This window comes from Brevundimonas sp. (assembly GCF_032055285.1).
Lineage (GTDB): Bacteria > Pseudomonadota > Alphaproteobacteria > Caulobacterales > Caulobacteraceae > Brevundimonas.
Map to the genome: position 1 here is coordinate 303,876 of NZ_DAMBRE010000003.1, position 20,101 is coordinate 323,976.

Annotated in this window: 21 protein-coding genes and 1 tRNA gene; 14 read left to right on the forward strand and 8 right to left on the reverse strand. The window is 66.6% G+C overall.

Translation table 11 applies throughout. The features are described from left to right. Positions 1-25 precede the first annotated feature (25 nt). Positions 26-775 (reverse strand): phosphatase PAP2 family protein, encoded by a 750-nt coding sequence (locus RTY13_RS09630; protein ID WP_312782993.1) that lies wholly within the window; start codon positions 773-775, stop codon positions 26-28. Between the two features lie 274 nt (positions 776-1,049). On the opposite strand from RTY13_RS09630, the gene RTY13_RS09635 reads away from it, so the two are divergent. Together RTY13_RS09635 and RTY13_RS09640 are read left to right on the forward strand one after the other, a co-directional pair. After that, positions 1,050-2,939: a ribonucleoside-diphosphate reductase subunit alpha gene (locus tag RTY13_RS09635; RefSeq protein ID WP_312783155.1), complete on the forward strand. Its 1,890-nt coding sequence runs from the start codon at positions 1,050-1,052 to the stop codon at positions 2,937-2,939. Positions 2,940-3,101: 162 nt separating this feature from the next. Next, entirely contained in the window at positions 3,102-3,971 is an 870-nt protein-coding gene (locus RTY13_RS09640) for a lipid A-modifier LpxR family protein (RefSeq protein ID WP_312782994.1), read from the forward strand. A gap of 5 nt (positions 3,972-3,976) precedes the next feature. On the opposite strand, the gene RTY13_RS09645 is transcribed toward RTY13_RS09640, so the two are convergent. After that, a complete protein-coding gene (locus RTY13_RS09645) occupies positions 3,977-5,740 on the reverse strand; it encodes a gamma-glutamyltransferase family protein (protein ID WP_312782996.1) in 1,764 nt (587 codons plus the stop codon). 152 nt (positions 5,741-5,892) lie between these two features. Here RTY13_RS09645 and RTY13_RS09650 point away from each other — a divergent pair. The 3 genes from RTY13_RS09650 to RTY13_RS17700 all read left to right on the forward strand — a co-directional run bounded on the left by RTY13_RS09650 (position 5,893) and on the right by RTY13_RS17700 (position 7,177). After that, positions 5,893-5,969, forward strand: a tRNA-Arg gene (locus RTY13_RS09650). Between the two features lie 315 nt (positions 5,970-6,284). Then, entirely contained in the window at positions 6,285-6,749 is a 465-nt protein-coding gene (gene trxC / locus RTY13_RS09655; protein ID WP_312782998.1) for a thioredoxin TrxC, read from the forward strand. Positions 6,750-6,883: 134 nt separating this feature from the next. Continuing rightward, positions 6,884-7,177, forward strand: a complete 294-nt coding sequence (locus tag RTY13_RS17700; RefSeq protein ID WP_409450302.1) for an excalibur calcium-binding domain-containing protein — start codon at positions 6,884-6,886, stop codon at positions 7,175-7,177. 126 nt (positions 7,178-7,303) lie between these two features. Here the strand turns inward: RTY13_RS17700 and RTY13_RS09660 are convergent, their stop codons facing one another. Together RTY13_RS09660 and bdcA are read right to left on the reverse strand one after the other, a co-directional pair. Then, entirely contained in the window at positions 7,304-7,957 is a 654-nt protein-coding gene (locus RTY13_RS09660; RefSeq protein ID WP_312783000.1) for an NAD(P)-binding domain-containing protein, read from the reverse strand. Between the two features lie 19 nt (positions 7,958-7,976). Further along, positions 7,977-8,690 (reverse strand): SDR family oxidoreductase, encoded by a 714-nt coding sequence (gene bdcA, locus RTY13_RS09665; protein ID WP_312783002.1) that lies wholly within the window; start codon positions 8,688-8,690, stop codon positions 7,977-7,979. Positions 8,691-8,762: 72 nt separating this feature from the next. Here bdcA and RTY13_RS09670 point away from each other — a divergent pair, with 72 nt between their 5' ends. Then, entirely contained in the window at positions 8,763-9,356 is a 594-nt protein-coding gene (locus tag RTY13_RS09670) for a TetR/AcrR family transcriptional regulator (protein WP_312783004.1), read from the forward strand. Positions 9,357-9,574: 218 nt separating this feature from the next. Here RTY13_RS09670 and RTY13_RS09675 read toward each other — a convergent pair whose 3' ends face one another. The 3 genes from RTY13_RS09675 to RTY13_RS09685 are packed head-to-tail and all read right to left on the reverse strand — an operon-like array spanning position 9,575 to position 12,115. Beyond that, a complete protein-coding gene (locus RTY13_RS09675; protein ID WP_312783006.1) occupies positions 9,575-9,952 on the reverse strand; it encodes a DUF427 domain-containing protein in 378 nt (125 codons plus the stop codon). Next, positions 9,949-11,454: an FAD-containing oxidoreductase gene (locus tag RTY13_RS09680; RefSeq protein ID WP_312783008.1), complete on the reverse strand. Its 1,506-nt coding sequence runs from the start codon at positions 11,452-11,454 to the stop codon at positions 9,949-9,951. The genes RTY13_RS09675 and RTY13_RS09680 overlap by 4 nt, the downstream gene beginning before the upstream one ends. Before the next feature lie 58 nt (positions 11,455-11,512). Next, positions 11,513-12,115 (reverse strand): peroxiredoxin-like family protein, encoded by a 603-nt coding sequence (locus RTY13_RS09685; RefSeq protein ID WP_312783009.1) that lies wholly within the window; start codon positions 12,113-12,115, stop codon positions 11,513-11,515. Positions 12,116-12,491: 376 nt separating this feature from the next. On the opposite strand from RTY13_RS09685, the gene RTY13_RS09690 reads away from it, so the two are divergent. Both RTY13_RS09690 and RTY13_RS09695 read left to right on the forward strand, forming a co-directional pair. After that, positions 12,492-13,049 (forward strand): DUF4439 domain-containing protein, encoded by a 558-nt coding sequence (locus RTY13_RS09690; protein WP_312783010.1) that lies wholly within the window; start codon positions 12,492-12,494, stop codon positions 13,047-13,049. Between the two features lie 3 nt (positions 13,050-13,052). Continuing rightward, positions 13,053-13,463 carry a c-type cytochrome gene (locus tag RTY13_RS09695; protein WP_312783011.1) on the forward strand — a complete coding sequence of 137 codons (411 nt, stop codon included), beginning with the start codon at positions 13,053-13,055 and terminating at the stop codon, positions 13,461-13,463. A gap of 73 nt (positions 13,464-13,536) precedes the next feature. Here the strand turns inward: RTY13_RS09695 and RTY13_RS09700 are convergent, their stop codons facing one another. Then, positions 13,537-14,433, reverse strand: coding sequence for a LysR family transcriptional regulator (locus RTY13_RS09700; RefSeq protein ID WP_312783012.1), 897 nt, complete (start codon positions 14,431-14,433; stop codon positions 13,537-13,539). A gap of 79 nt (positions 14,434-14,512) precedes the next feature. On the opposite strand from RTY13_RS09700, the gene RTY13_RS09705 reads away from it, so the two are divergent. From RTY13_RS09705 to RTY13_RS09730, 6 genes are all read left to right on the forward strand, one after another. Continuing rightward, a complete protein-coding gene (locus tag RTY13_RS09705) occupies positions 14,513-15,304 on the forward strand; it encodes a class III extradiol ring-cleavage dioxygenase (protein ID WP_312783014.1) in 792 nt (263 codons plus the stop codon). Positions 15,305-15,333: 29 nt separating this feature from the next. Further along, the gene (locus RTY13_RS09710) at positions 15,334-15,948 is read left to right on the forward strand and encodes an NAD(P)H-dependent oxidoreductase (protein ID WP_312783015.1); all 615 of its coding nucleotides are present in this window, start codon (positions 15,334-15,336) and stop codon (positions 15,946-15,948) included. Between the two features lie 28 nt (positions 15,949-15,976). Further along, positions 15,977-16,420, forward strand: a complete 444-nt coding sequence (locus tag RTY13_RS09715; protein ID WP_312783016.1) for a GNAT family N-acetyltransferase — start codon at positions 15,977-15,979, stop codon at positions 16,418-16,420. A gap of 176 nt (positions 16,421-16,596) precedes the next feature. Continuing rightward, a complete protein-coding gene (locus tag RTY13_RS09720; RefSeq protein WP_312783018.1) occupies positions 16,597-18,213 on the forward strand; it encodes an FAD-dependent oxidoreductase in 1,617 nt (538 codons plus the stop codon). A 153-nt stretch (positions 18,214-18,366) separates the two neighbouring features. Then, a complete protein-coding gene (gene gnd, locus RTY13_RS09725; protein WP_312783020.1) occupies positions 18,367-19,344 on the forward strand; it encodes a phosphogluconate dehydrogenase (NAD(+)-dependent, decarboxylating) in 978 nt (325 codons plus the stop codon). 244 nt (positions 19,345-19,588) lie between these two features. Further along, positions 19,589-20,062, forward strand: a complete 474-nt coding sequence (locus RTY13_RS09730) for a GatB/YqeY domain-containing protein (protein ID WP_312783021.1) — start codon at positions 19,589-19,591, stop codon at positions 20,060-20,062. Positions 20,063-20,101: the final 39 nt, after the last annotated feature.

A 20,101-nucleotide genomic window follows, 5' to 3' on the forward strand; every position in this document is an offset into this window, starting at 1 on the left:
TCCGGCGCCCGGCGCGTCCCGACCGCTAGACATTGGTCGAAGGCGCGTCCTGCAACGGAGCGTGGTGCAGCCGCTGGCGGCGTTCGACCGCATAGGCAGCGAGCCACAGCGTCATGGCCCAGGCCGCCCCCACGCTCCATCCGGCGAAGACGTCCGAGGCCCAGTGCGCGCCCAGATAGATCCGTGTCAGACCGATCAGCAGGGCGATCAGCACCGCGCATCCCAGGACATAGGCCTTGAGCCGCTTTCGGGGGAAGGCGCGGGTCAGCATGACCCCGAGCGTCAGATAGAAGACGGTCGACAACAGGGCGTGACCCGAGGGGAAGCTGGCGTTCAGGGTCTCCACCGCCTGAAACTCCAGCGGCGGACGTTCGCGCTCGAACAGGGCCTTGAGACCTTCGCTCAGCGCCACCCCGCCCGCCAGGCCGAAGACCAGCAGCAGGGCCGACAGCCGCTTGCCCTGAATCATCAGGAAGCCCAGGGCCACCAGGGCGAACAGTGTCAGAACCGAAATCCCGCCCAGAGAGGTCAGGTCCGCCGCCGCCTCGTGCAGCCACCACGGCCCCCAAGGGCGGCCCGGATCGTCGGCGAAGGGGCGCACCGCCTGCAGCACCGCCTGGTCGAAGGCCTGGCCGTCGGCCTCGCGCATGTCGTCGGCCACTTCGATGAATGTGAGCGTGCCCAGGGCGAGCACCAGCAGGGCGGCGACGGCGGCGATTTCGGTGCGGGCCACGCGCAGGGCGCGGGTCAGGAAGGCGGTGGGATGCGGAGCCATGGCCCGCTAACGGTCAAGCTGAAGCTGTGTTCCCGCCTCGGCGATATCACACGCTTGTGATCACGCAGACCGCGCGGCTTGACGGTTGTCTTTTCCGACTTTTCCACAGGGCGCGCCCGGTGAATCTGTGGACCCCACATCCCCCGACCAAGATCAAGTCTTTACCTGGCATTAGCGATATGCGCCCATACATCTAGCCGAGCACGGGAACAGAGACACCATATCTAGTGTTTCAAACCGGCACGGTCTTCATACGATTTTGATCGGGGCAAGGATCAACATGGCTGGCGGCGAAGCTCTGCAGACGACGGAATTCACGACGGTTTCTGCGCCGCCGCCCGAAGGCAAGCCGCAGCTGAAGGTGGTCTCCGGCCTGAAGCTGGACCGTTCGCGCGACGCCGTTCTGACCGACTTCGGCAAGAAGACTCTCGAAGATCGCTACCTGCTGGCGGGCGAGAGCTATCAGGACATGTTCGCCCGCGTCTCGACGGCCTACGCCGACGACGCCGAGCACGCCCAGCGCATCTACGACTACATGTCCAAGCTGTGGTTCATGCCCGCTACGCCGGTCCTGTCGAACGGCGGCGCCGACCGCGGCCTGCCGATCAGCTGCTTCCTGAACGCCGTGGGCGACAGCCTGGACGGCATCCAGAACGTCTGGAACGAGAACGTCGCCCTGGCCTCCAACGGCGGCGGCATCGGCACCTACTGGGGCGGCGTGCGCTCCATCGGCGAGAAGGTCAAGGGCGCCGGCAAGACCAGCGGCATCATCCCCTTCATCCGCGTGATGGACTCCATGACCCTGGCGATCTCGCAAGGGTCCCTGCGCCGCGGCTCGGCCGCCGTCTATCTGGACATCCACCACCCGGAGATCGAGGAGTTCCTCGAGATCCGCAAACCCTCGGGCGACTTCAACCGCAAGTCCCTGAACCTGCACCACGGCATCAACATCACCGACGAGTTCATGGAAGCCGTAAAGACCGGCTCCACCTTCGACCTGAAGTCGCCGAAGAACGGCGAGGTCATGAAGACCGTCGACGCCCGTTCGCTGTGGACCAAGCTGCTCGACATCCGCATGCAAACGGGCGAGCCCTATCTGATCTTCTCGGACACGGTGAACCGCCAGATGGCGCCGCACCAGCGCGACCTGGGCCTCAAGGTCAAGCAGTCGAACCTGTGCGCCGAAATCATGCTGCACACCGGCCGCGACCACCTGGGCGTCGACCGCACCGCCGTCTGCTGCCTGTCCTCGGTCAACGCCGAGACCTTCCTGGAATGGCGCGAAGAGCCGAAGTTCATCGAAGACATCATGCGCTTCCTGGACAATGTCCTGGAGGACTTCATCCATCGCGCGCCCCCCGCCATGGCGGCGGCCGTCTATTCGGCCAAGCGCGAACGGTCGGTGGGTCTGGGCCTGATGGGCTTCCACTCCTTCTTGCAGTCGCAGGGCGTGGCTTTCGAGTCGGCCATGGCCAAGTCCTGGAACATGCGCCTGTTCAAGCACCTGCGCCGCGAGGCCGACAAGGCCAGCCGCCTGCTGGCCGAGGAAAAGGGCGCCTGCCTGGACGCCGCAGAACGCGGCATGATGGAGCGCTTCTCGCACAAGCTGGCCATCGCCCCGACCGCCTCGATCTCGATCATCTGCGGCGGCACCTCGGCGGGCATCGAGCCGATCCCGGCCAACATCTATACGCACAAGACCCTGTCGGGCTCGTTCGCGGTCAAGAACCCCTATCTGAAGAAGCTTCTGGGCGAGAAGGGCATCGACACCGAGGCCGTGTGGAACTCGATCCTCGAACACGAGGGCTCGGTTCAGCATCTGGACGCCCTGTCGGACGATGAAAAGGGCGTGTTCAAGACCGCCTTCGAACTGGACCAGCGCTGGGTGGTCGAACTGGCCGCCGACCGCGCGCCGGAAATCTGCCAGGCCCAGTCGCTGAACCTCTTCATCCCCGGCGACGTGAACAAGTGGGACCTGCACATGCTGCACTGGTCCGCCTGGGAGCGCGGCGTGAAGTCCCTCTACTATCTGCGCTCCAAGTCGGTGCAACGCGCCGCCTTCGCCGGCGCAGAGGACAAGGCCGAGGTCGAGATCGATCCGAACCAGCCGGACCTCTTCTCGGCGGCCCGCACCGACTATGACGAGTGCCTGGCCTGCCAATAGGGCGCGGTCACTTCATCACGATCCGCTGATCCAGCCGCCCGGAGGAACCGTCCTCCGGGCGGTTTCGTTTGAGCTAGGCAGATTGTGACATGAAAGAGGCCGTTGCAGTTCCCCCGCGTTAGTGCAGAGTGCGACTGTTAACGGCTTTGGGAGGGACCGTTGGTGCGTAGGGAGGCTTGCCTCGTTGGTGTTCTGATCGTCGTGGCCCTGCCCATGACGGCAAGCGCGCAGGCGACCGCCTCGTTCACCGGTCCTCTGGCCGCCCCCATAGCCGTCCGCAGCAGCGACGCCGTCCAGTTCGAGGACGCCGCAGCCCGGCTGGACAACGACATCGCCATCACGGCTTCCGACACGCCCTTCGGCGCGCCCTTGGCCCTGTCCGGCTCGCCAGCGGGGCGCGACGCCTTCATCGCCAGCCAGAGCGAAGCCTGGTTCGCCGGCGACGGCTTCACCGACCGGCTGCGCGTCACCGCCCGTGGCGAACTGCGTCGCGCCGATGGCGCGCCCGTGCCGCCGCGCGCCCTGGACGCCCGCGCCTATGACAGCGAAGCCTATGACGTCACCTATACGCGGGGCTGGGTCGCAGCTCAGGGTCGCACGGCCTCGGGCCTGGAGGTCTCGCTGACGCCCCACGCCGGCGTCGGCTTCGGCAGCGACGGCACGACGGCCGAGGCCGGCGCCACCTTGAAGATCGGTGAAGGCCTGGACCGCCTGGCCCCCGACGGCGACGAAGCCTTCGGCGAGCGCGCCCGCTGGTATGTCTACGCCGCCGGGTCCAAGCGCGCGGTCGGCTATAACTTCGCCCGCACCCGCGACGGCGATTTCGCCCGCTCGGGGATGAGCCACGACGAGGGCGCCTTCCTGGGCGACGCCTCGATCGGCGTGGCCTATCGTCGGGGCGCGGTGCACAGCTCGTTCGGTGTCGTCTATCGCGAGATCGAGGCCAACGGCATCCGCGCCTACAACGGCATCAAGACCGACGTGTCGGAAGGCCTGGTGGCCTTCCAACTGACGATCCGCCCCCGCGAGTAGAAGACCTACTGCGTGCGGGCCACGCCCTCGCGGCGCGTATCCGCCCCGCCGTCCCAGCGTCCATTGCGCCACAGGCCGCCATGCAAGCCCGAGGTCTCGGTGGTGTTCGGCCGCAGCACCACCCCGCGCGCCGCCATGCCGTCGCGCACCGACGCCGGGAAGCCCTCGGTGTCGGCGCCGAAGCCGTCGCCCTTGGCCACCAGATTCGGCAGGTCGAAGGCCTCCTGCAGAGGCAGATCCCAGCCCAGTGCGCCGATCAGGGCCTTGGCGTTATAGGCCAGGATGGACGAACCGCCGGGCGAGCCCAGAGCCCCAACCAGTCGCCCCTCGCGATCCAGCACGATGACCGGCGACATGGACGAGCGCGGACGCTTGCCCGCCGCCACGGCGTTGGCCGCCGGCGTGCCGTCCGCCGCCGTCGGGACCAGAGAGAAGTCGGTCAGTTGGTTGTTGAGGAAAAAGCCCCCGGCCATCCGGCCCGAGCCGAACAGGCTCTCGACCGTGGTGGTCATGCTGACGGCGTTACCCTTGGCGTCGACGATAACAAAGTGCGAAGTCCCGGCCGGTTCACGGGTGGCGTCAGCGCCGACGCGCGGCGCACCGGGCGGCGTCCCGAACGGGGCGGCCCCGCGCAGGGCTGGGGCCAGGGCCGCGCGTTCGGCGGCATAGGCCGGATCCAGCAAACCGGCGACCGGCACCGACACAAAGGCCGGATCGCCGAAATAGCGGTCGCGGTCGGCGTACATCAGCCGCTGCAGCTGGCCGAAGGCGGCCCAGGCCTCGGGGCTCGGCGCCCCCTTGTCGAGGTCTGGCGTCGTTTCGCCCATGGCCAGGAGCTGCAGGATGGAGGCGCCGCTGGACGGCGGCGGCGGCACGCAGACGACATAGACCTTGTAGGGGCCGCACACGGCCTCACGCACGACGGGGCGATAGGCGGCGATGTCGGCGGTGGTCAGCCCGCCCGGACGCGGCCCCTCGGCCACGGCGGCGGCGATGGCCTCGGCCAGAGGCCCGGTCTGCAAGCCCGCCGCGCCTTCGCGCGCCAAGGTCCGCACCGTCTCGGCATAGGCGGGGTTCTTCAGCACGTCGCCCGCGACATAGCGCGCGCCGTCCGGCTTGGTGAAATAGGCGGTCGCCCAGCGCGTCTTCGCCTGGGGCGCATTGCTGCTGATCATCCCCGCCAGACGAGGGCTGACGACGAAGCCGTCCTGCGCCAGCTTCTCGGCGTCGCCGAACAACTCGGCCCAGGGCAGCACGCCGTGTTGTTTTTGCGCCATCGCCAGCATCGGCACGGCGCCCGGCGCGCCGGTCGAGCGGCCGCTCAGCACCGCATCGACGAAAGGCAGGGGCCGGCCGTTCTCGTAAAACAGCTCCGGGGTGGCCGAGGCCGGCGCCGTCTCACGCCCGTCATAGACGGTGATGGCCGCGCTGTCGGCGTCGTAGAACATCATGAAGGCGCCGCCGCCCAGACCCGAGGATTGCGGTTCCACCAGGCCCAGGACCGCCTGCACGGCCACCGCGGCGTCCACCGCCGAGCCGCCGCGAGCCAGAACTTTCATCCCCGCCTCGACCGCCAGAGGATTGGCCGCCGAGACGAAGGGCCCGCGCGCGGGTGCTTCCACCTTCGCCGCAACCGATTCCACCGCCGTCGACTCGGCTACCGGCGCCGTGGCGCACCCTGTCAGCATAAATGCGCCGAGTGCCGCCCCCGTCAGAATGAGCGAAATCTTGCGCCGACGGTTCGACGAGGGGATGGAATAGGCGCGCACGAACAGGCTCCTGCGGGGTTCAGGGAGAGGTTCATGCCTAGTGTCCCAGGCCCCTCTCGCCAAGCCTGCATTTTCTATCGGCATTTTCAGAAAAGCCGCTTGCCAGCCCCGGCCCCGCCCGCTAGATAGCCGCCCTGCCCGCAAGGCAGTGCGCACCCGTAGCTCAGCTGGATAGAGCACCAGACTACGAATCTGGGGGTCAGGAGTTCGAATCTCTTCGGGTGCGCCATTTTCTCCAATAAAATGAATGGTTTATCACCACCCTATCCGGGGCGGTTTTCGGCCGTTCGCGAGTTGGGGCACATATGGGGCACGCCTTCACCGGCTGGTCGCCACTCTGAAAAAAAATCCTCAGGACGGCCTGTCCACGTCGTCGCAGACGGTTTCACCCTGTATCCTGCGGACGCTTGACCTCGCGGCCGCGCGACAGCGGTACAAACCGCTGAACCTCCACCGTTCTGTCGCCGTTCTTCTGGACCCGCCCGGAGCCCCCCATGACCACCGCCAATCCACCCATCCTCTCCCTTGCGGCGACACATCCGGCATGACCGCCGACACAGGCGCCACCCCGGGAGCGGTCCAGATCGTCGCCTGTCCGAAAGACGGGGCCCTGAACCGGGTGCCTGTGGTCCGGCTCGACAGCAGCCCGAAGTGCGGCACATGCGGCCACAGCCTGTTCAAGGGCGGCGCAGTGGCGCTCACCGCAGCGACCTTCGATCGCCATGCGCTGAAGGCGGACATCCCCCTCGTCATCGACTTCTGGGCGCCCTGGTGCGGTCCCTGCCGCACCATGTCACCGAACTTCGAGGCGGCCGCCGCCATGCTCGAACCCCGGGTCAGGCTGGCCAAGCTCGACACCGAGGCCCAGCCGGCGATCGCGGCGCGCTACGGCGTCCGCAGCATCCCGAGCCTGATCCTGATCCATAAGGGTCTTGAGATCGCGAGGACCTCCGGGGTCATGCCCACTGCCGCCATCGTGGCCTGGGTCCGGCAACATCTGCCATCCTGATCGAGCTGGACTCCGGTTCTCGGCGGATAGCTCCCGGTCGCTCGTGGCGAAACTCGCTGTCGCGTTCGAGCCTGGACGCGTCATTCACTTTGCTGATCGACGTTCCGGAAACCTCGTTCCCTCACTCTGGAGGGATGGCGCGATACGCTCGAGCACGGCGAAAGACATCCAAACCGTTGCCAATCTGGCTCGTTGGATCCGGAGCCTTCGCTCTCGCCTTTGCCGGCGCGACCTACGCCATCACGCCGAACGCGATCGGCAAGGCAGAGCTACGACGAGAATGGATCAAACGAACGACGGACCAGCACTACTCCGGTTGTGCACAAGCCCGCGGGAATGGTCATGAAGACATAGGTTCATGGGAGCCGAGTTACCGCGAGCGGATGGATGGTGATGGTGACGGATTAGCGTGTGAGCCCTATCGCTGAAGGTCGACGCCTGCAGCGACCGCTCACCTCCGCTGAGCCTGGCAGACGGAGATAAGGCCTGAAGTCTAGCGGCCCGGATATGCGACACCCAGTTAGGGCGCTGTGGTCAGGCAGAGGCCGCCTGCCCTATCTTGGTGGGAGCGGTGTCGCCTTGGCAAGGTTCGAAACCAGCTCGGGAAGCGTTTGATGCTCGTGCGCGTGCCATGCGGGCTGACCCGGACCGCTACGCCAGGACTCGCTAAGCGGGCTGTTGTCCGCCGTGTCGAAGCCGAACTGGTCGTACAGTCGCGTGACCAGCGCCACCGCTTCGGGATAGTCGCTCGACACCGACAGCGCGTGCCGCCCCGGCGTGCCAGCGGGCCGCGCCGACAGCAACAGGCGCGGCGCCTGGATATGCGTGAACGCCTTCGCGACCTTGGACGTTGGCAGCTGGTCCTGCCGCAGTTCGTGCTCGGTCTTCGCGCCGGTATCGACGAGGGCATAGCGCCCGTCGCGCCACGGCATATAGTTGTTGGTGTCGAGCACGATCTTGTTCGCCAGTTGCGCCACGGGCATGTCGTTGACCAGCTTGAGCGGGGCCGCGATCACGACGAACTCTCCCGCTTCCGCCGCACCGGCAGCGGTCGCGGCGCGGGCAGACGGCCCGAGCTCCGCGACCAGCCCGGCCAGGGTCTCGGGCCCGCGCGAGTTGGCGATGACCACCCGATAGCCGTTGGCGATGGCGGCGCGGGCAATCTGTCTACCGACCTCGCCCGCGCCGATGATGCCGATGGTGGTCATCGGCGTTTGCGCCGCCGGATCAGGCACCGAACGCGCCGTCGATGGTGTGCATGGCGCCCGTAACGAACCCCGCCTCCGGGCCGGCGAGCCACGCCACCATGCCCGCGACTTCTTCCGGCCGGCCGTGGCGCTTGATCGCCATGAAGCCGTGCAACAGCTCCTTCATCGGTCCGTCCGCCGGATTGGCGTCGGTGTCGATCGGGCCGGGCTGCACCACGTTGATCGTGATGCCACGGGACCCGAAGTCACGTGCGAGCCCGCGCGCCATCCCTTGCAGCGCAGACTTGCTGAGCGCGTAGGAGGCCATGCCGGGAACGGGCATCCGGTCGCCGTTCACCGATCCGATGACGATGATCCGGCCGCCCTCGGGCATCTGGCGCGCGGCCTCGACCGACGCATGATAGGGCGCGTGGATATTGATCCGGAACAGCCGGTCGATTGCGTCCGGATCCTGCTCCAGCGAATCGCCGAAAACACCGATTCCGGCATTGACGACCAGCACGTCGAGCGGGCCACTGTTCTTCACACGCGCGATCACCGCGTCGCGATCCGCGCTGTCCGTCTCGACAGCGGTACTGCCCGTTTCGGCCGCCAGCGCGTGCGCCGCGTCAGGCGAGCCGGAATAGGTAAAGGTCACGTTCGCGCCATCGGCCACAAAACGCCGAACGATCGCCGCGCCGATCCCCCGACTGCCACCCAGCACGAGAACGGATTTCGCCTCAAACACACCCATCGGACTTTTCCTTGATTAATAACTTACGACTCGCTACATAATCAGTTCGAGACATCCGTCAAGGTATTTGTAGTGGCTCATACAAAACTAAACCGCGCACGCGGCAGACCGCGCCTGTTCGACCCGGACGAAGCGGTCGCGACCGCCCAGCATCTGTTCCATTCGCGTGGCTATGATGCCGTCAGCATCGCGCACCTTACGCAGGCGATCGGGATAAACCCGCCCAGCTTCTACGCCGCCTTCGGTAGCAAGGCTGAGCTCTACAGCCGCATTCTCGATCGCTATGCCGGTACCGGCGCGGTCCCGCTGTCCGATCTGCTGAACGCCGATCGCCCGGTCGCGGAATGCCTCGTCGCGGTGCTGGAAGCGGCGGCGCGGCGCTACGCCGCCGATCCGGACGCGGCGGGGTGCCTCGTTATCGAGGGGGTGCGCTGCACCGACCGCGAGGCACGCGAGGCGGCCGGAACGTTCCTTGCGGCGGCGGAGGGGGCGATCCATCGCTTCGTCGCCGCGCGCCATCCCGACCAGGCCGAGCGCGTGACCGACTATATGAGCACCGTCATGGCCGGCCTGTCCGCCAGCGCTCGCAACGGGCACGATCTCGATCGCCTGCTCGCCGCCGCCCGGCTCGCCGGGGCTGGTCTTGAACAGGTGGTTAGCGGCTAATCTGCAAGCTCGGCAGATGACCAGGACGTCATCGACCGGCAAGGCTGGTCGCGAACACTGCGCCGCGCTGCCACTTCTCTCAACCGGAAGGCAGACATTGGGGGGTCAGGGCTTGCGAGCGTTCGAGGCCTTGTAGCGTAGATACGGGGTTGGCTCCCTCAGCCTTCGACCCGTCAGACGCCGCTCTCGAACGCCTGAAAAGATGCAGGCGGACCCGATCAGCTCTCCCGGAAAATGAGCTCGGTGTGGCCAGGGAAGAAGGCGATATAATCCGCGATAGGGGCGACGGCGGGATAGGGCGTCTCGTAGGACCAGGCCGCATCCGGATGGACTTCATCTCCCACCGCCAGTGAGAAGTAACTCGCCTCGCCCTTGTAGGGGCAGAACGTCATGGTGGCGGTTCGGGTCAGGAGGTTCATGTCCAGGTCCCCACGCGGAACGTAGTGGACGGGGGCATAGGCGGACTCGTGCAGCGTCAACACGTCGCCGGTCTCTCCAATCTGGCGACCCCCCGCCCGGATGACGGCGCGCGACATCTCACGCACCAGCGTGATCGGATGATCGGGACCGGGGATCCTCATTCGGGCGTCGCTCATGGTTTCTCCTGCGAGATCCGGATCGAAGGCTCCTTGCCTTCGGGGGACGTCAGCGCTGAAGCTTGGAGAGGCCGTGGACGCTGAACAGGGCTTGCAGTCTGCGCCTCCTGGGTCAGCTCCACCAGCAGGGTCGGAATGAGTTCCGAAACTGTGGGATGGATCGGCACGGCCCAGCGAAGCGCTTCGATCGTCTGATCGGCCGCCATCATGTCGAGGATGCCGTGGATCGCCTCGTCCCCACCGACGCCCAGAATAGCGGCGCCCAGAATCCGGCGCGTGTCGGCGTCCGTCACCACCTTCATGAAGCCCCGGGTCTCGCCCTTTTCGACCGCCCGTCCGACGCGCGTCATCGGTCGTTTCGAAAACAGCAGCCGACGTCCGCTCTTCAGCGCTTCGGCGTCCGTCATCCCGACCCGGCCAAGCGGCGGATCGATATAGAGGGCGTAACCGGGCAGTCTCTGGCTGACCCGCCGATCCTCGCCATCAAGAAGGTTGGCGGCCACGATCTCGAAATCGTTGTAGGCGGTGTGGGTGAAGGCGCCGCGACCGTTGCAGTCGCCCAGCGCCCAGACGCCTTCGGCCGTGGTCCGCAGCTGCTCGTCGACCCTTATGTAGCCCCGGGCGTCCGTTGCGATGTCTGCGGCCTTCAGACCCAGATCGTCCGTGTTCGGACGACGGCCGATCGCCAGCAGGACGTGAGTGCCGACCGAAGCGGGCGCCCCTTCGGCGCAATCCACCGAAACCGACACCCCCTCCTCCGCCGGGGCGAACCCGATACAGTCGGCCCCGGTCCGGACGGTCACGCCTTCGGCCTCTAGAATCTCGCGCACGGCCTGGGAAACATCCGGGTCTTCGCGACTGATCAGCCTGTCTCCCCGCTCGATGATCGTCACCTCCGCGCCGAAGCGGCGATACATCTGGGCGAACTCCAGACCGATGTAGCTGCCGCCCACGATGATCAGATGCCGGGGCAGGACATCCAGGCCGACGATCCCGGTGTTGGTCATCCAGGGCACGTCGTACAGCCCGGGCAAGTCGGGGACGACGGCCCGGCCGCCGACGTTGATGAAGATCCGGGGCGCCGTCAACCGCCGACCTTCGACGACGACCGTGTCGGCGCTTTCGAACCGCGCGTGGCCGCGGATCAGATCGACATTGTCCATGCCGGTCAGCCAGCCCTCGCTACCCGTCCGCGAGTCGAGGATGACCTTGCCCGCGCGAGCCGCAACGGCGGCCATATCGACCCTCACCTCGCCTGTAGAGAAACCGTACTCTGCGCCGCGCTGCGCGGTGCGGATTGCCTGGGCGCTGGCGACGAGCGCCTTGGTCGGCTTGCAGCCCGTGTTGACGCAGGTGCCCCCTACGAGATGGCGCTCAATGATCGCGACCGTCATCCCGGCCGCATTCAGCCGTCCCGCAAGGGCGGGCCCGGCCTGGCCGGCGCCGATGATGATGGCGTCATACCGCTCCGTCGCGATGCTGTCTGCTGTGGGTTTCGACACGAGAAGAGTCCTTTGAAAGGCTTACGAACGCCAATGCCGCGAAACCGCAGCGAGCCGATCAGGCCTCAAGGCTGGCGATCACCTCAAGGATATCTCCGGGATCGGTTCGACAGGTGAAGTCGGGGTCCACAAAGGCGGCGGCGACAGCGCCATTCCGGTCAATCACATAGGTCGCCGGGATCGGCAGCATCCAGGTCCGGGAGCCGTGAAGCTCGCCGAGATTGATTCCACGGGCCTCGAGGTGGGCGCGCATGAACGGCGGCACCACGAAGATGACGCCGAACAGCAGGCCTATCGCGTAGTCGACATCCGACAACACGGGAATCGAGAGTTCCGACTGCAGGCGACGCGCCGGTTCGGATGTCTCGGGAGAGATGGCGATAATGCCGACTGACTGTGCGGCGAATTGCGGAAGGGCGGCGTCGAGGGCTCGAAGCTCCTCCACGCAGAACGTGCACCAGGCGCCGCGAAAGAAGCTGATGACCAGCGGGCCGCTGCGCACGAGTTCCCCGGACGACACGAGGCGACCGTCGATCGTCCGCGCCAGGAAGACCGGCATGGGATCACCCGGCTTAAGCGTGCGCTCCATAACGTCAGACGCGGTGATCCACTCCTCCAGATCGCCGTAAAAGGCCGACGAATCTGTCTGCGGAGCAGCCATTGTGATCTCACCTTTTCCACTATCTCGTCGTGGACACCGGTCCCGCGACCACCGTCAGATGAACGGGATATCACTCGGCGGCAAGTAGGAGACCGTCGCGTTGCCGGGGACCGCCACCGACCTGGATCTGCGTCGTGAAGCAATCAACAGGGGCTCGCTGCTTTCTTCGCCTGCTCGCTAAGCATGGACGCATGATCGGCCGGTGATGACTTCCGGGAAGGGTCGAGCTTGTTGGCCCAATAGCCGACGGGCATCGAAAGCATGCCCCCCCGAAGTCTGTCGCCGTGGGTGACGCGCTGATACGCTGCGGCGGCCGGCCTGAGAAGTCGACGTCTGAAGCGGCGAGGACGGGGTCTTCGTCCAAAGGAGACTCAAGGTGACCACAGAACCAGCCCATCTCGGCCGTAGAGACCTTTTCATCGCTGCGGGATCCCTGGCGGGAGCGGGGCTCTTCGCCTCCGCTGGCGCCGCCCTTGCGCAGCCCGGTGACGGCGATGTCGGCATCCTGAACGGCGCCCTCGCCATCGAGCACGAGGGGATCGCGGCCTATCGGCTTGCCGCTGCTAGCGGGTTGTTGTCCGCCGGCACTTTGAAGGTCGCCACAGTGTTCATGGGACACCACCAGCAACATCGTGACGCCCTCGCCCGCGTGGTCCGTGAGGCGGGCGGCACGCCGGTGGAGGCCCGATCGGACGCGGACTACGTCGAGGCGCTCGCGCTCGCAACCTTGACGTCCGAAGCTGACGTCGTGGCGCTCGCCACGCGTCTCGAGCAGGGGGCGACCAACGCCTACACCGGACAGGTGGCGGCCCTGTCCGACAAGGGCCTGGTGCACCTGTTCACCCAGCTCTCCGCCGATGAAGCCGTTCACTGGGCGACCTTGAATAATGCGGCTGGGACAGCGATCCCGGCCCAGGCCTTCCTGTTCGTCTGAACCGTGAAGCGCCTGACCTGGGAGGGGTTGGTCCTCGTCTTCGCCGTCATCTCCTCCCTGGCGAATGCCATTATCCACTCGCCGGCGGCCTTCGCGCAAAGCGGCGGGGATGCCACGCGTGGACGCGCGCTGTACGACGGCCGCTGTGGCGCCTGCCACTCGCTCGACGTCAACCGCACCGGCCCAAGACATCGGGGTGTCGTGGGCCGGCGCGTGGCATCGGCGAACGGCTATGACTACTCGCCGGCGCTGCGGCAGGTCGGCGGCGTCTGGACGTCTGACAGGCTTGATGCCTGGCTTCAGGGTCCGCAGCGCATGGCTCCCGGCTCGCGGATGTACCTGACCGTTCCGGACGCGAACCAACGCCGCGACATCATCGCTTACCTGGAGACGACGGACGGTTCAGGACGCTGACCAGACTCCGCCATGATCGGGCGGTGATGGCGGAGGCAGGCGCCAAGCCGCGCCATAGCTGGCCGTCCACCCGTCACGCTCCAATCAAACGCAGTTTCAGGTCATTCAAAAGCCAGCGTCCGGCAGGCCCCAGGGGTCGGTCCCGCATGTGGGCGGCGTAGATGGTGAGGTCTTCGCGGGCGCCGTCATCGGCCAACTCAAGGCGGACCAGCCTGCCGTCCGCCAACAGCTGCGTGATCAGATGCTCGGGCATGCGGCACCAGCCGAAGCCGGCCAGCAACATGTCCAGGCGCCGCTGGAGATCCACGAAACGCCAGAGACGCGCGCTGGCCAGACCGTAGGACGGTCCTGTGGCGTCGATCGGGTCCGACAGGACCAGCTGGATGTGCGGATCGAGATCCGCCCGGGTGATGGGTCGACCCAGGCGAGCCAGCGGATGGTCAGGCACAGCCACCGGCGCAAGCTTGACGCTGAGCAGCGGCAGGGCGGCGATATCGTCCGGCGGTGAAGGCAGCAGGAGGCAGATGGCGAGGGCCGCGGAGCCCTGGCGCAACCGCCGCTCCGCTCCGCCGAGCCCCTCGGTCGAAAAGCTGACCGGCAGGTCGGGATAGGTGTCGCGAAGCGCCCGCAGGCTCTCGATCAGGGGGGCGGAGGGCACGAGCGGATCGATGGCCAGCGCCAGTTCCGGCTCCAGCCCTGAGCGGGTGTTCGCCGCCACGGCCTCGAACCGCGCGGCGCTCGCCAGCACCATCCGGGCCTGGTCCACCAGAAGCCGTCCGATCTCGGTCAGCTGCGGGCGATGACCGCTGCGGTCGAAGAGCTGAACGCCCTGGGTCGCTTCCAGCCCGGCCACGGCCTGGCTGATGGCCGACTGGGCGCGGCCGATCCGACGCCCGGCGGCCGAGAAGCTGCCGGCGTCGGCGATCGCGACGAGTACGCGCAGCTGATCGAGCGAGAGGTTTCCGATCACGATCCATCATCCAGACCGATGGACATCATCATAACTTCATCGCTCCCACAAGGGAGCTGTCGACCCTATCTCCCTTGGCATGCAACCAACCTATTTCATCAATCACGGCGGCGGACCCTGCTTCTTCCTGGAGCCGGGTCCGATGCGCTCGGCCTGGCGCGAACTGGAGGATTACCTGCGCGGGTTCGTCGGAGAGCTCACCGAACGGCCTCGCGGGATCCTTGTCATCTCGGGCCATTGGGAAGCGGCTCGGCCGACGGTCAACAGCGGAGGCACGCCGCCCCTTCTGTACGACTATGGCGGCTTCCCGGAGAACACCTACCGCCTGCAATGGCCTGCGCCCGGATCGCCCGTGCTGGCGGCCGAGGTTCGCGCACGGTTGGCGGCGGCCGGGATCGCCAGTGCATCGGACGACCAGCGCGGGTGGGACCACGGCGTCTTCGTCCCCTTCAAGGTGATGTTCCCGCAAGCCGACATCCCCGTGGTGCAGTTGTCGCTGCAGCAGGCTCTGGACCCCGCGACCCATATCGCCATCGGGCGGGCGCTGACCTCGTTGCGCAACGACGGCGTGCTGATCATCGGAAGCGGCCAGACCTATCACAACATGCGCGGCTTCGGCGACGGTCAGGCGCCTGATCCGGCGGCGGAGGCCTTCGACGCCTGGCTGCGCGAGGCGATGGTCGATCCGTCCCGGCGCGACGAGGCCCTCGTCGCCTGGGAACAGGCGCTGGGCGCCCGCGCGGCGCAGCCGCACGAAGATCATCTGTTGCCGCTGATGGTCGCCGCCGGCGCGGCGCCGGGCGAGCCCGGCGAGGTCGTCTTCCACGGCCGCGTCCTCGGCAAGCCGATTTCCGGCTTCCGCTTCGGCTGAATCCTTCCCCTCTTTCAAAGGACAATCCCATGACCAGACTGCTCGTCGTCGAGACCAGCCCGCGCGGGGATCATTCGATCTCGCGCAATCTCACGCGTCGCTTCGTCGCGAGGTGGCGGACGGCCCACCCTGACGGAGAGATCGTCATCCGCGACCTGATGGAGACCGACCTGGCGTTCGTGAACGCGCCGTGGCTCCAGGCCTATTTCACGCCGTCCGAGCAGCATTCGCCCGAGATGAAGGAGGCGATGCGGCTGTCCGACGAACTGGTGGCCGAACTGCTCGCCGCCGACCACTTCGTCATCGCCACCCCGGTCTATAACTACAATGTGCCGGCCGCGCTGAAGGCCTGGATCGACCATATCGTGCGCAAGGGGCTGACGCTCGGCTTCGACGGCAAAGGTCTATTGTCCGGCAAGACGGCGACCGTTCTGATGGCCTCCGGCGGCATCTATACCGAAGGCTCGCCGATCCGGGATCGCGACCTCGCGACCCAGTATCTGCGGCTCATCCTGAACGTGATCGGCATCACCGACGTCACCGTCATCGCGGCCGGCGGCGCCAAGATGGTGGACCTGGGCGAGGTGACGCGCGAGGACTTCCTCCAGCGCTTCGATCCAGAGATCGATCGCGCGGCCGCCTGAGTGCAACGCCTTCAGATCGCAGGGACCTTTGACCAACGACTACACGCTTCACGTCGGAACCCCTGCGAAGGAAGACTATCTCGGACTTCGCATAAGGGCGGGCCTCACACCCAAGACGGCTGAAGGCGCAGCCGCCGGCCTGCCCAACACCGTCTTCGCCGTCGTCATCCGCAAGGACGGCGAAGCTGTGGGGATGGGCCGGGTGGTCGGCGATGGCGGCCTCTTCTTTCAGGTGGTCGATATCGCCGTCCTTCCCGAGCATCAGGGGCGTGGACTGGGCAAGGCCATCGTGGGGGCGCTGGTCGATCACCTGCGCGCCACGGCGCCGGAGGGCGCCCATGTCAGCCTGATGGCCGACGGCGAAGCGCACCGGCTCTACGCCCAGTTCGGCTTCGCCCTGACGGCGCCGCGCTCGGTCGGAATGGCTTTCGTGGTGCAGGAGCGGCGGGCGGGAGTTGTCCCGAAGCAATAGCGTCGAGACATAGCTTCCATACCCAAGTTGAGATCACCTATTGGATTACGCGAATTCAGCAACGTCTGCCGCCATACGTGAACCGCGTAATATAATCAGGAACCCCGCCAAGCTTGGTCTTGCGAAGTCAGGCCGCCTGGCCGACTGTCGCTCAGGCGGCAAGAAGGGCACGACGCATGGAATCCATCGGGCGCGATTTGCGCGAGATGCAACGCGTCCCCCTTTCGGTGACGCACGTCGCGGCGTTGCAGGCGGTCGGCACGGTCCGCCGCTATCCTGCAGGCGCGTTCGTCGCCCGGGCCGGGGAACCGGCCAACCGCTTCGTCTACGTCCAGGAAGGCGAGATCGAGGTCGTGAACCCCTTCACGGACGGGCGCCATATCGCATCCACGCTCGGGCCAACCCAGTTCATGGCGGAGATCTCGTTCCTGAACGGCGGCAGCTGGCTGATGCCGATGCGAGCCGTGACCGACACGACCGTGATCGAAGTGCCGCGGATCGACATGCTGCGATTGATGTCCGAGATCCCGGAGATGTCCGACATCGTCATCACCGTGCTCGCGGCGCGACGGCGCCAGCAGGTCGACAGACGTTACGGCACGCTTGTTCTGATCGGCGAGGACGAGGACCGGGCGGTCCGCCGGATCGCGGACTTCGCCAGCCGCAACCGTCTGCCGTACATGTCCTACGCGCTCGGGAGTCCGGAGGCGGCGGCTGTCGCCACGAGCTGTTCGGTCTCACCGGACGAGCCGGCGGTGATCTTCGGCCGCGATGTGGTCGTCGCCGACCCGACGCCCGACAAGGTCGCCCGCCTGCTCGGCCTCAACCACGATCTCGTCGACGATGAGGCCTTCGACGTCCTGATCGTCGGCGGGGGCCCCGCAGGCGTGTCGGCAGGCGTCTACGCCGGAGCCGAAGGGCTTCGCGCCCTGGTGATCGAGGATGTCGCGATTGGAGGGCAGGCGGGCGCGTCGAGCCGGATCGAAAACTACATGGGCTTCCCGACCGGAATCTCCGGCGCCGATCTGGTGTGGCGCGGCGAGGTCCAGGCGATGAAGTTCGGCACGCGTTTCGCAATGCCGCGGCGGGTGGTGAAACTGGAACGTCTGGAAGACCGGACGTTCTGCGCCACCTTCGACAACGAACAGCGGGTCCGGGGACGGGCCGTCGTGGTGGCGACCGGCGTCCAGTATCGCCGGCTCCCGATCGATCGGCTCGAAGCGTTCGAAGGCGCGGGCGTCTATTACGCGGCGACCGAGAGCGAGGCGCGGTATTGCCGGGACACCGAGGCCATCATCATCGGCGGCGGCAACTCCGCCGGCCAGGCTGCGATGTTTCTCAGCCGAACCGCCAAACATGTCCGCGTCCTGGTTCGCGGGAACTCGCTCGCGTCGTCGATGTCCAGTTACCTGTCCAGCCGGCTGAATGCAGATCCGGCGATCACGATAGAATACGGGACTGAAGTCAGCGTCCTTCACGGCTCGGACAAGCTCGAGTCGGTCACGATCCGCGACGTGCATGACGGCTCGACCCGCATGATCGAGTCCTGCGCGGTTTTCGTGATGGTCGGCGCGGCTCCCAATACCGCCTGGCTCTCGGGGCTTGTCGACCTCGACCCCCGCGGCTTTGTCCTGACCGGGGAACAGGTAGGGGGTTGCTCGCCCTATGAAACCTCGCAAGCCGGCATCTTCGCGGTGGGGGATGTCCGTGCGAGCTCCGTCAAGCGGGTCGCATCGTCAGTGGGCGAGGGCTCCGTCGTGATCTCCAAGGTCTGGGATCATGTTCGTGCCTGACGCCGACGATGCCCTTCCCCCGTTCCGCCGCTCTCCTTTCGGCGGACATCCTGCCGGCCGCGGTCGAAGACAGGCGCCGCGCCATCGTCCAGGGCGCTTCAGCCTGACCTGTCATCTCATCACTCGCCCGCAACAGCGTGAAGGATTCCCGTCATGAAGATCGGTGTGATCGGCCTCGGCCGCATGGGCGCCAATATCGCGCGCCGTCTGATGCGCGGCGGCCATGAGGTGGTGGTGCATAACCGCTCGCCGGAACCCGTCCAGGAACTCGCCAGGGAAGGCGCCATCGCCTCGACCGACTTCAGGGACATGCAGTCCAGGCTCGGGGAGAAGGCGATCTACTGGGTCATGCTGCCGGCCGGCGCTCTCACCGAAGAGACGATCGACGAGATCGCGGGCATCGCCAGACCCGGCGACATCCTCATCGACGGCGGCAACAGCTACTACAAGGACGACATCCGTCGTGCGAAGGCGCTGCGCGACAAGGGGCTCGACTATGTCGACATCGGCGTCTCCGGCGGTGTCTGGGGGCTGCAGCGCGGCTACTGCATGATGATCGGGGGAGACGCCGAGGTGGTCAGAGCTCTCGACCCGATCTTCGAGACCCTGGCCCCCGGTTATGGCGACATCGTCCGCACCACGGGTCGCGACGCCCCCGATGACCGGGCCGAGAAGGGCTATATCCACGCCGGTCCCGCCGGAGCCGGTCATTTCGTCAAGATGGTCCACAACGGCATCGAGTACGGGTTGATGCAGGCCTATGCCGAGGGCTTCGACATCCTGAAGAACAAGACGTCCGAACGCCTGCCTGAGGACGAACGCTTCACCCTCGACCTGCCCGACATCGCCGAGGTCTGGCGGCGCGGCAGCGTGATCAGTTCCTGGCTCCTGGACCTCAGCGCCTCGGCCCTGGCCAGGGACAAGTCGCTGGAGCAGTTCACCGGCAAGGTGGCCGACAGCGGCGAGGGCCGCTGGACCATTGAGGCGGCGATGGAAGAGGCCGTGCCCGCCAATGTTCTCTCTGCCGCGCTATATGCCCGCTATCGCTCGCGCAGCGAGAACACCTACGGCGACAGGCTGCTGTCGGCCATGCGCCTCGGGTTCGGCGGCCACGTCGAGATGCCGCAGTGAGCGTGGACCGCGATGGTCGATACGGCGAACGCATCCGCGGTTCTGCGCCGGAGGTCCATGCCGGTCCGGAGGTCTGCGACGGCCGAGCAGCGTCGTCGTCCACCCGATGGCCAGCGGCGTGCGGGCAGACCAAACCCGGACGCGTCTCCGCTGGAAGGCGACGCTTCTTCCGAGCCTGACCGTCTCCGCCCATATTCAAGCCTAGCGGGGCAGGATCGAACAGATGAACTGAAGGGATATGGATATGGATTTACTCGACGAAATCAAAGCGGACCAACTGGCGGCGCGCAAGCTGGGCGACCGCCTTAAGGCTGATGTGCTGACCACATTGATCGGCGAGGCGACCCAGATCACGACCGAGGAATTCAAGCGCGGCGTGACGAAGGTCACCGACGAGAAGGTTGTCGCAACCGTCGCGAAGTTCTCGAAGAACACGAAGCTGACGCTGGAGAACCTCGCGACCGAGCGCGCGCGTCTGATCCAGGCTGGTGGCGATGTGTCGAAGGTGGACGAGCGGGTCGGGGCGGCTGAAACCGAACTCGCGATCCTGTCCGCCTATGGCCCGAAGCAGATGACGGAATCGGAACTGCGCGAGGCCATCAACGACTTCCGGGCCAGGAACCCCGGGGCCAACGTCGGGACGATCATGGCGCACCTGAAGACCAGCTTCGGCGGCCAGTATGACGGGAAGGCGGCCAGCGCCCTGGCCAGGGCCTGAGTTGAGAGCCGCCACGCAATCGCGCGACAGGACGGCCAG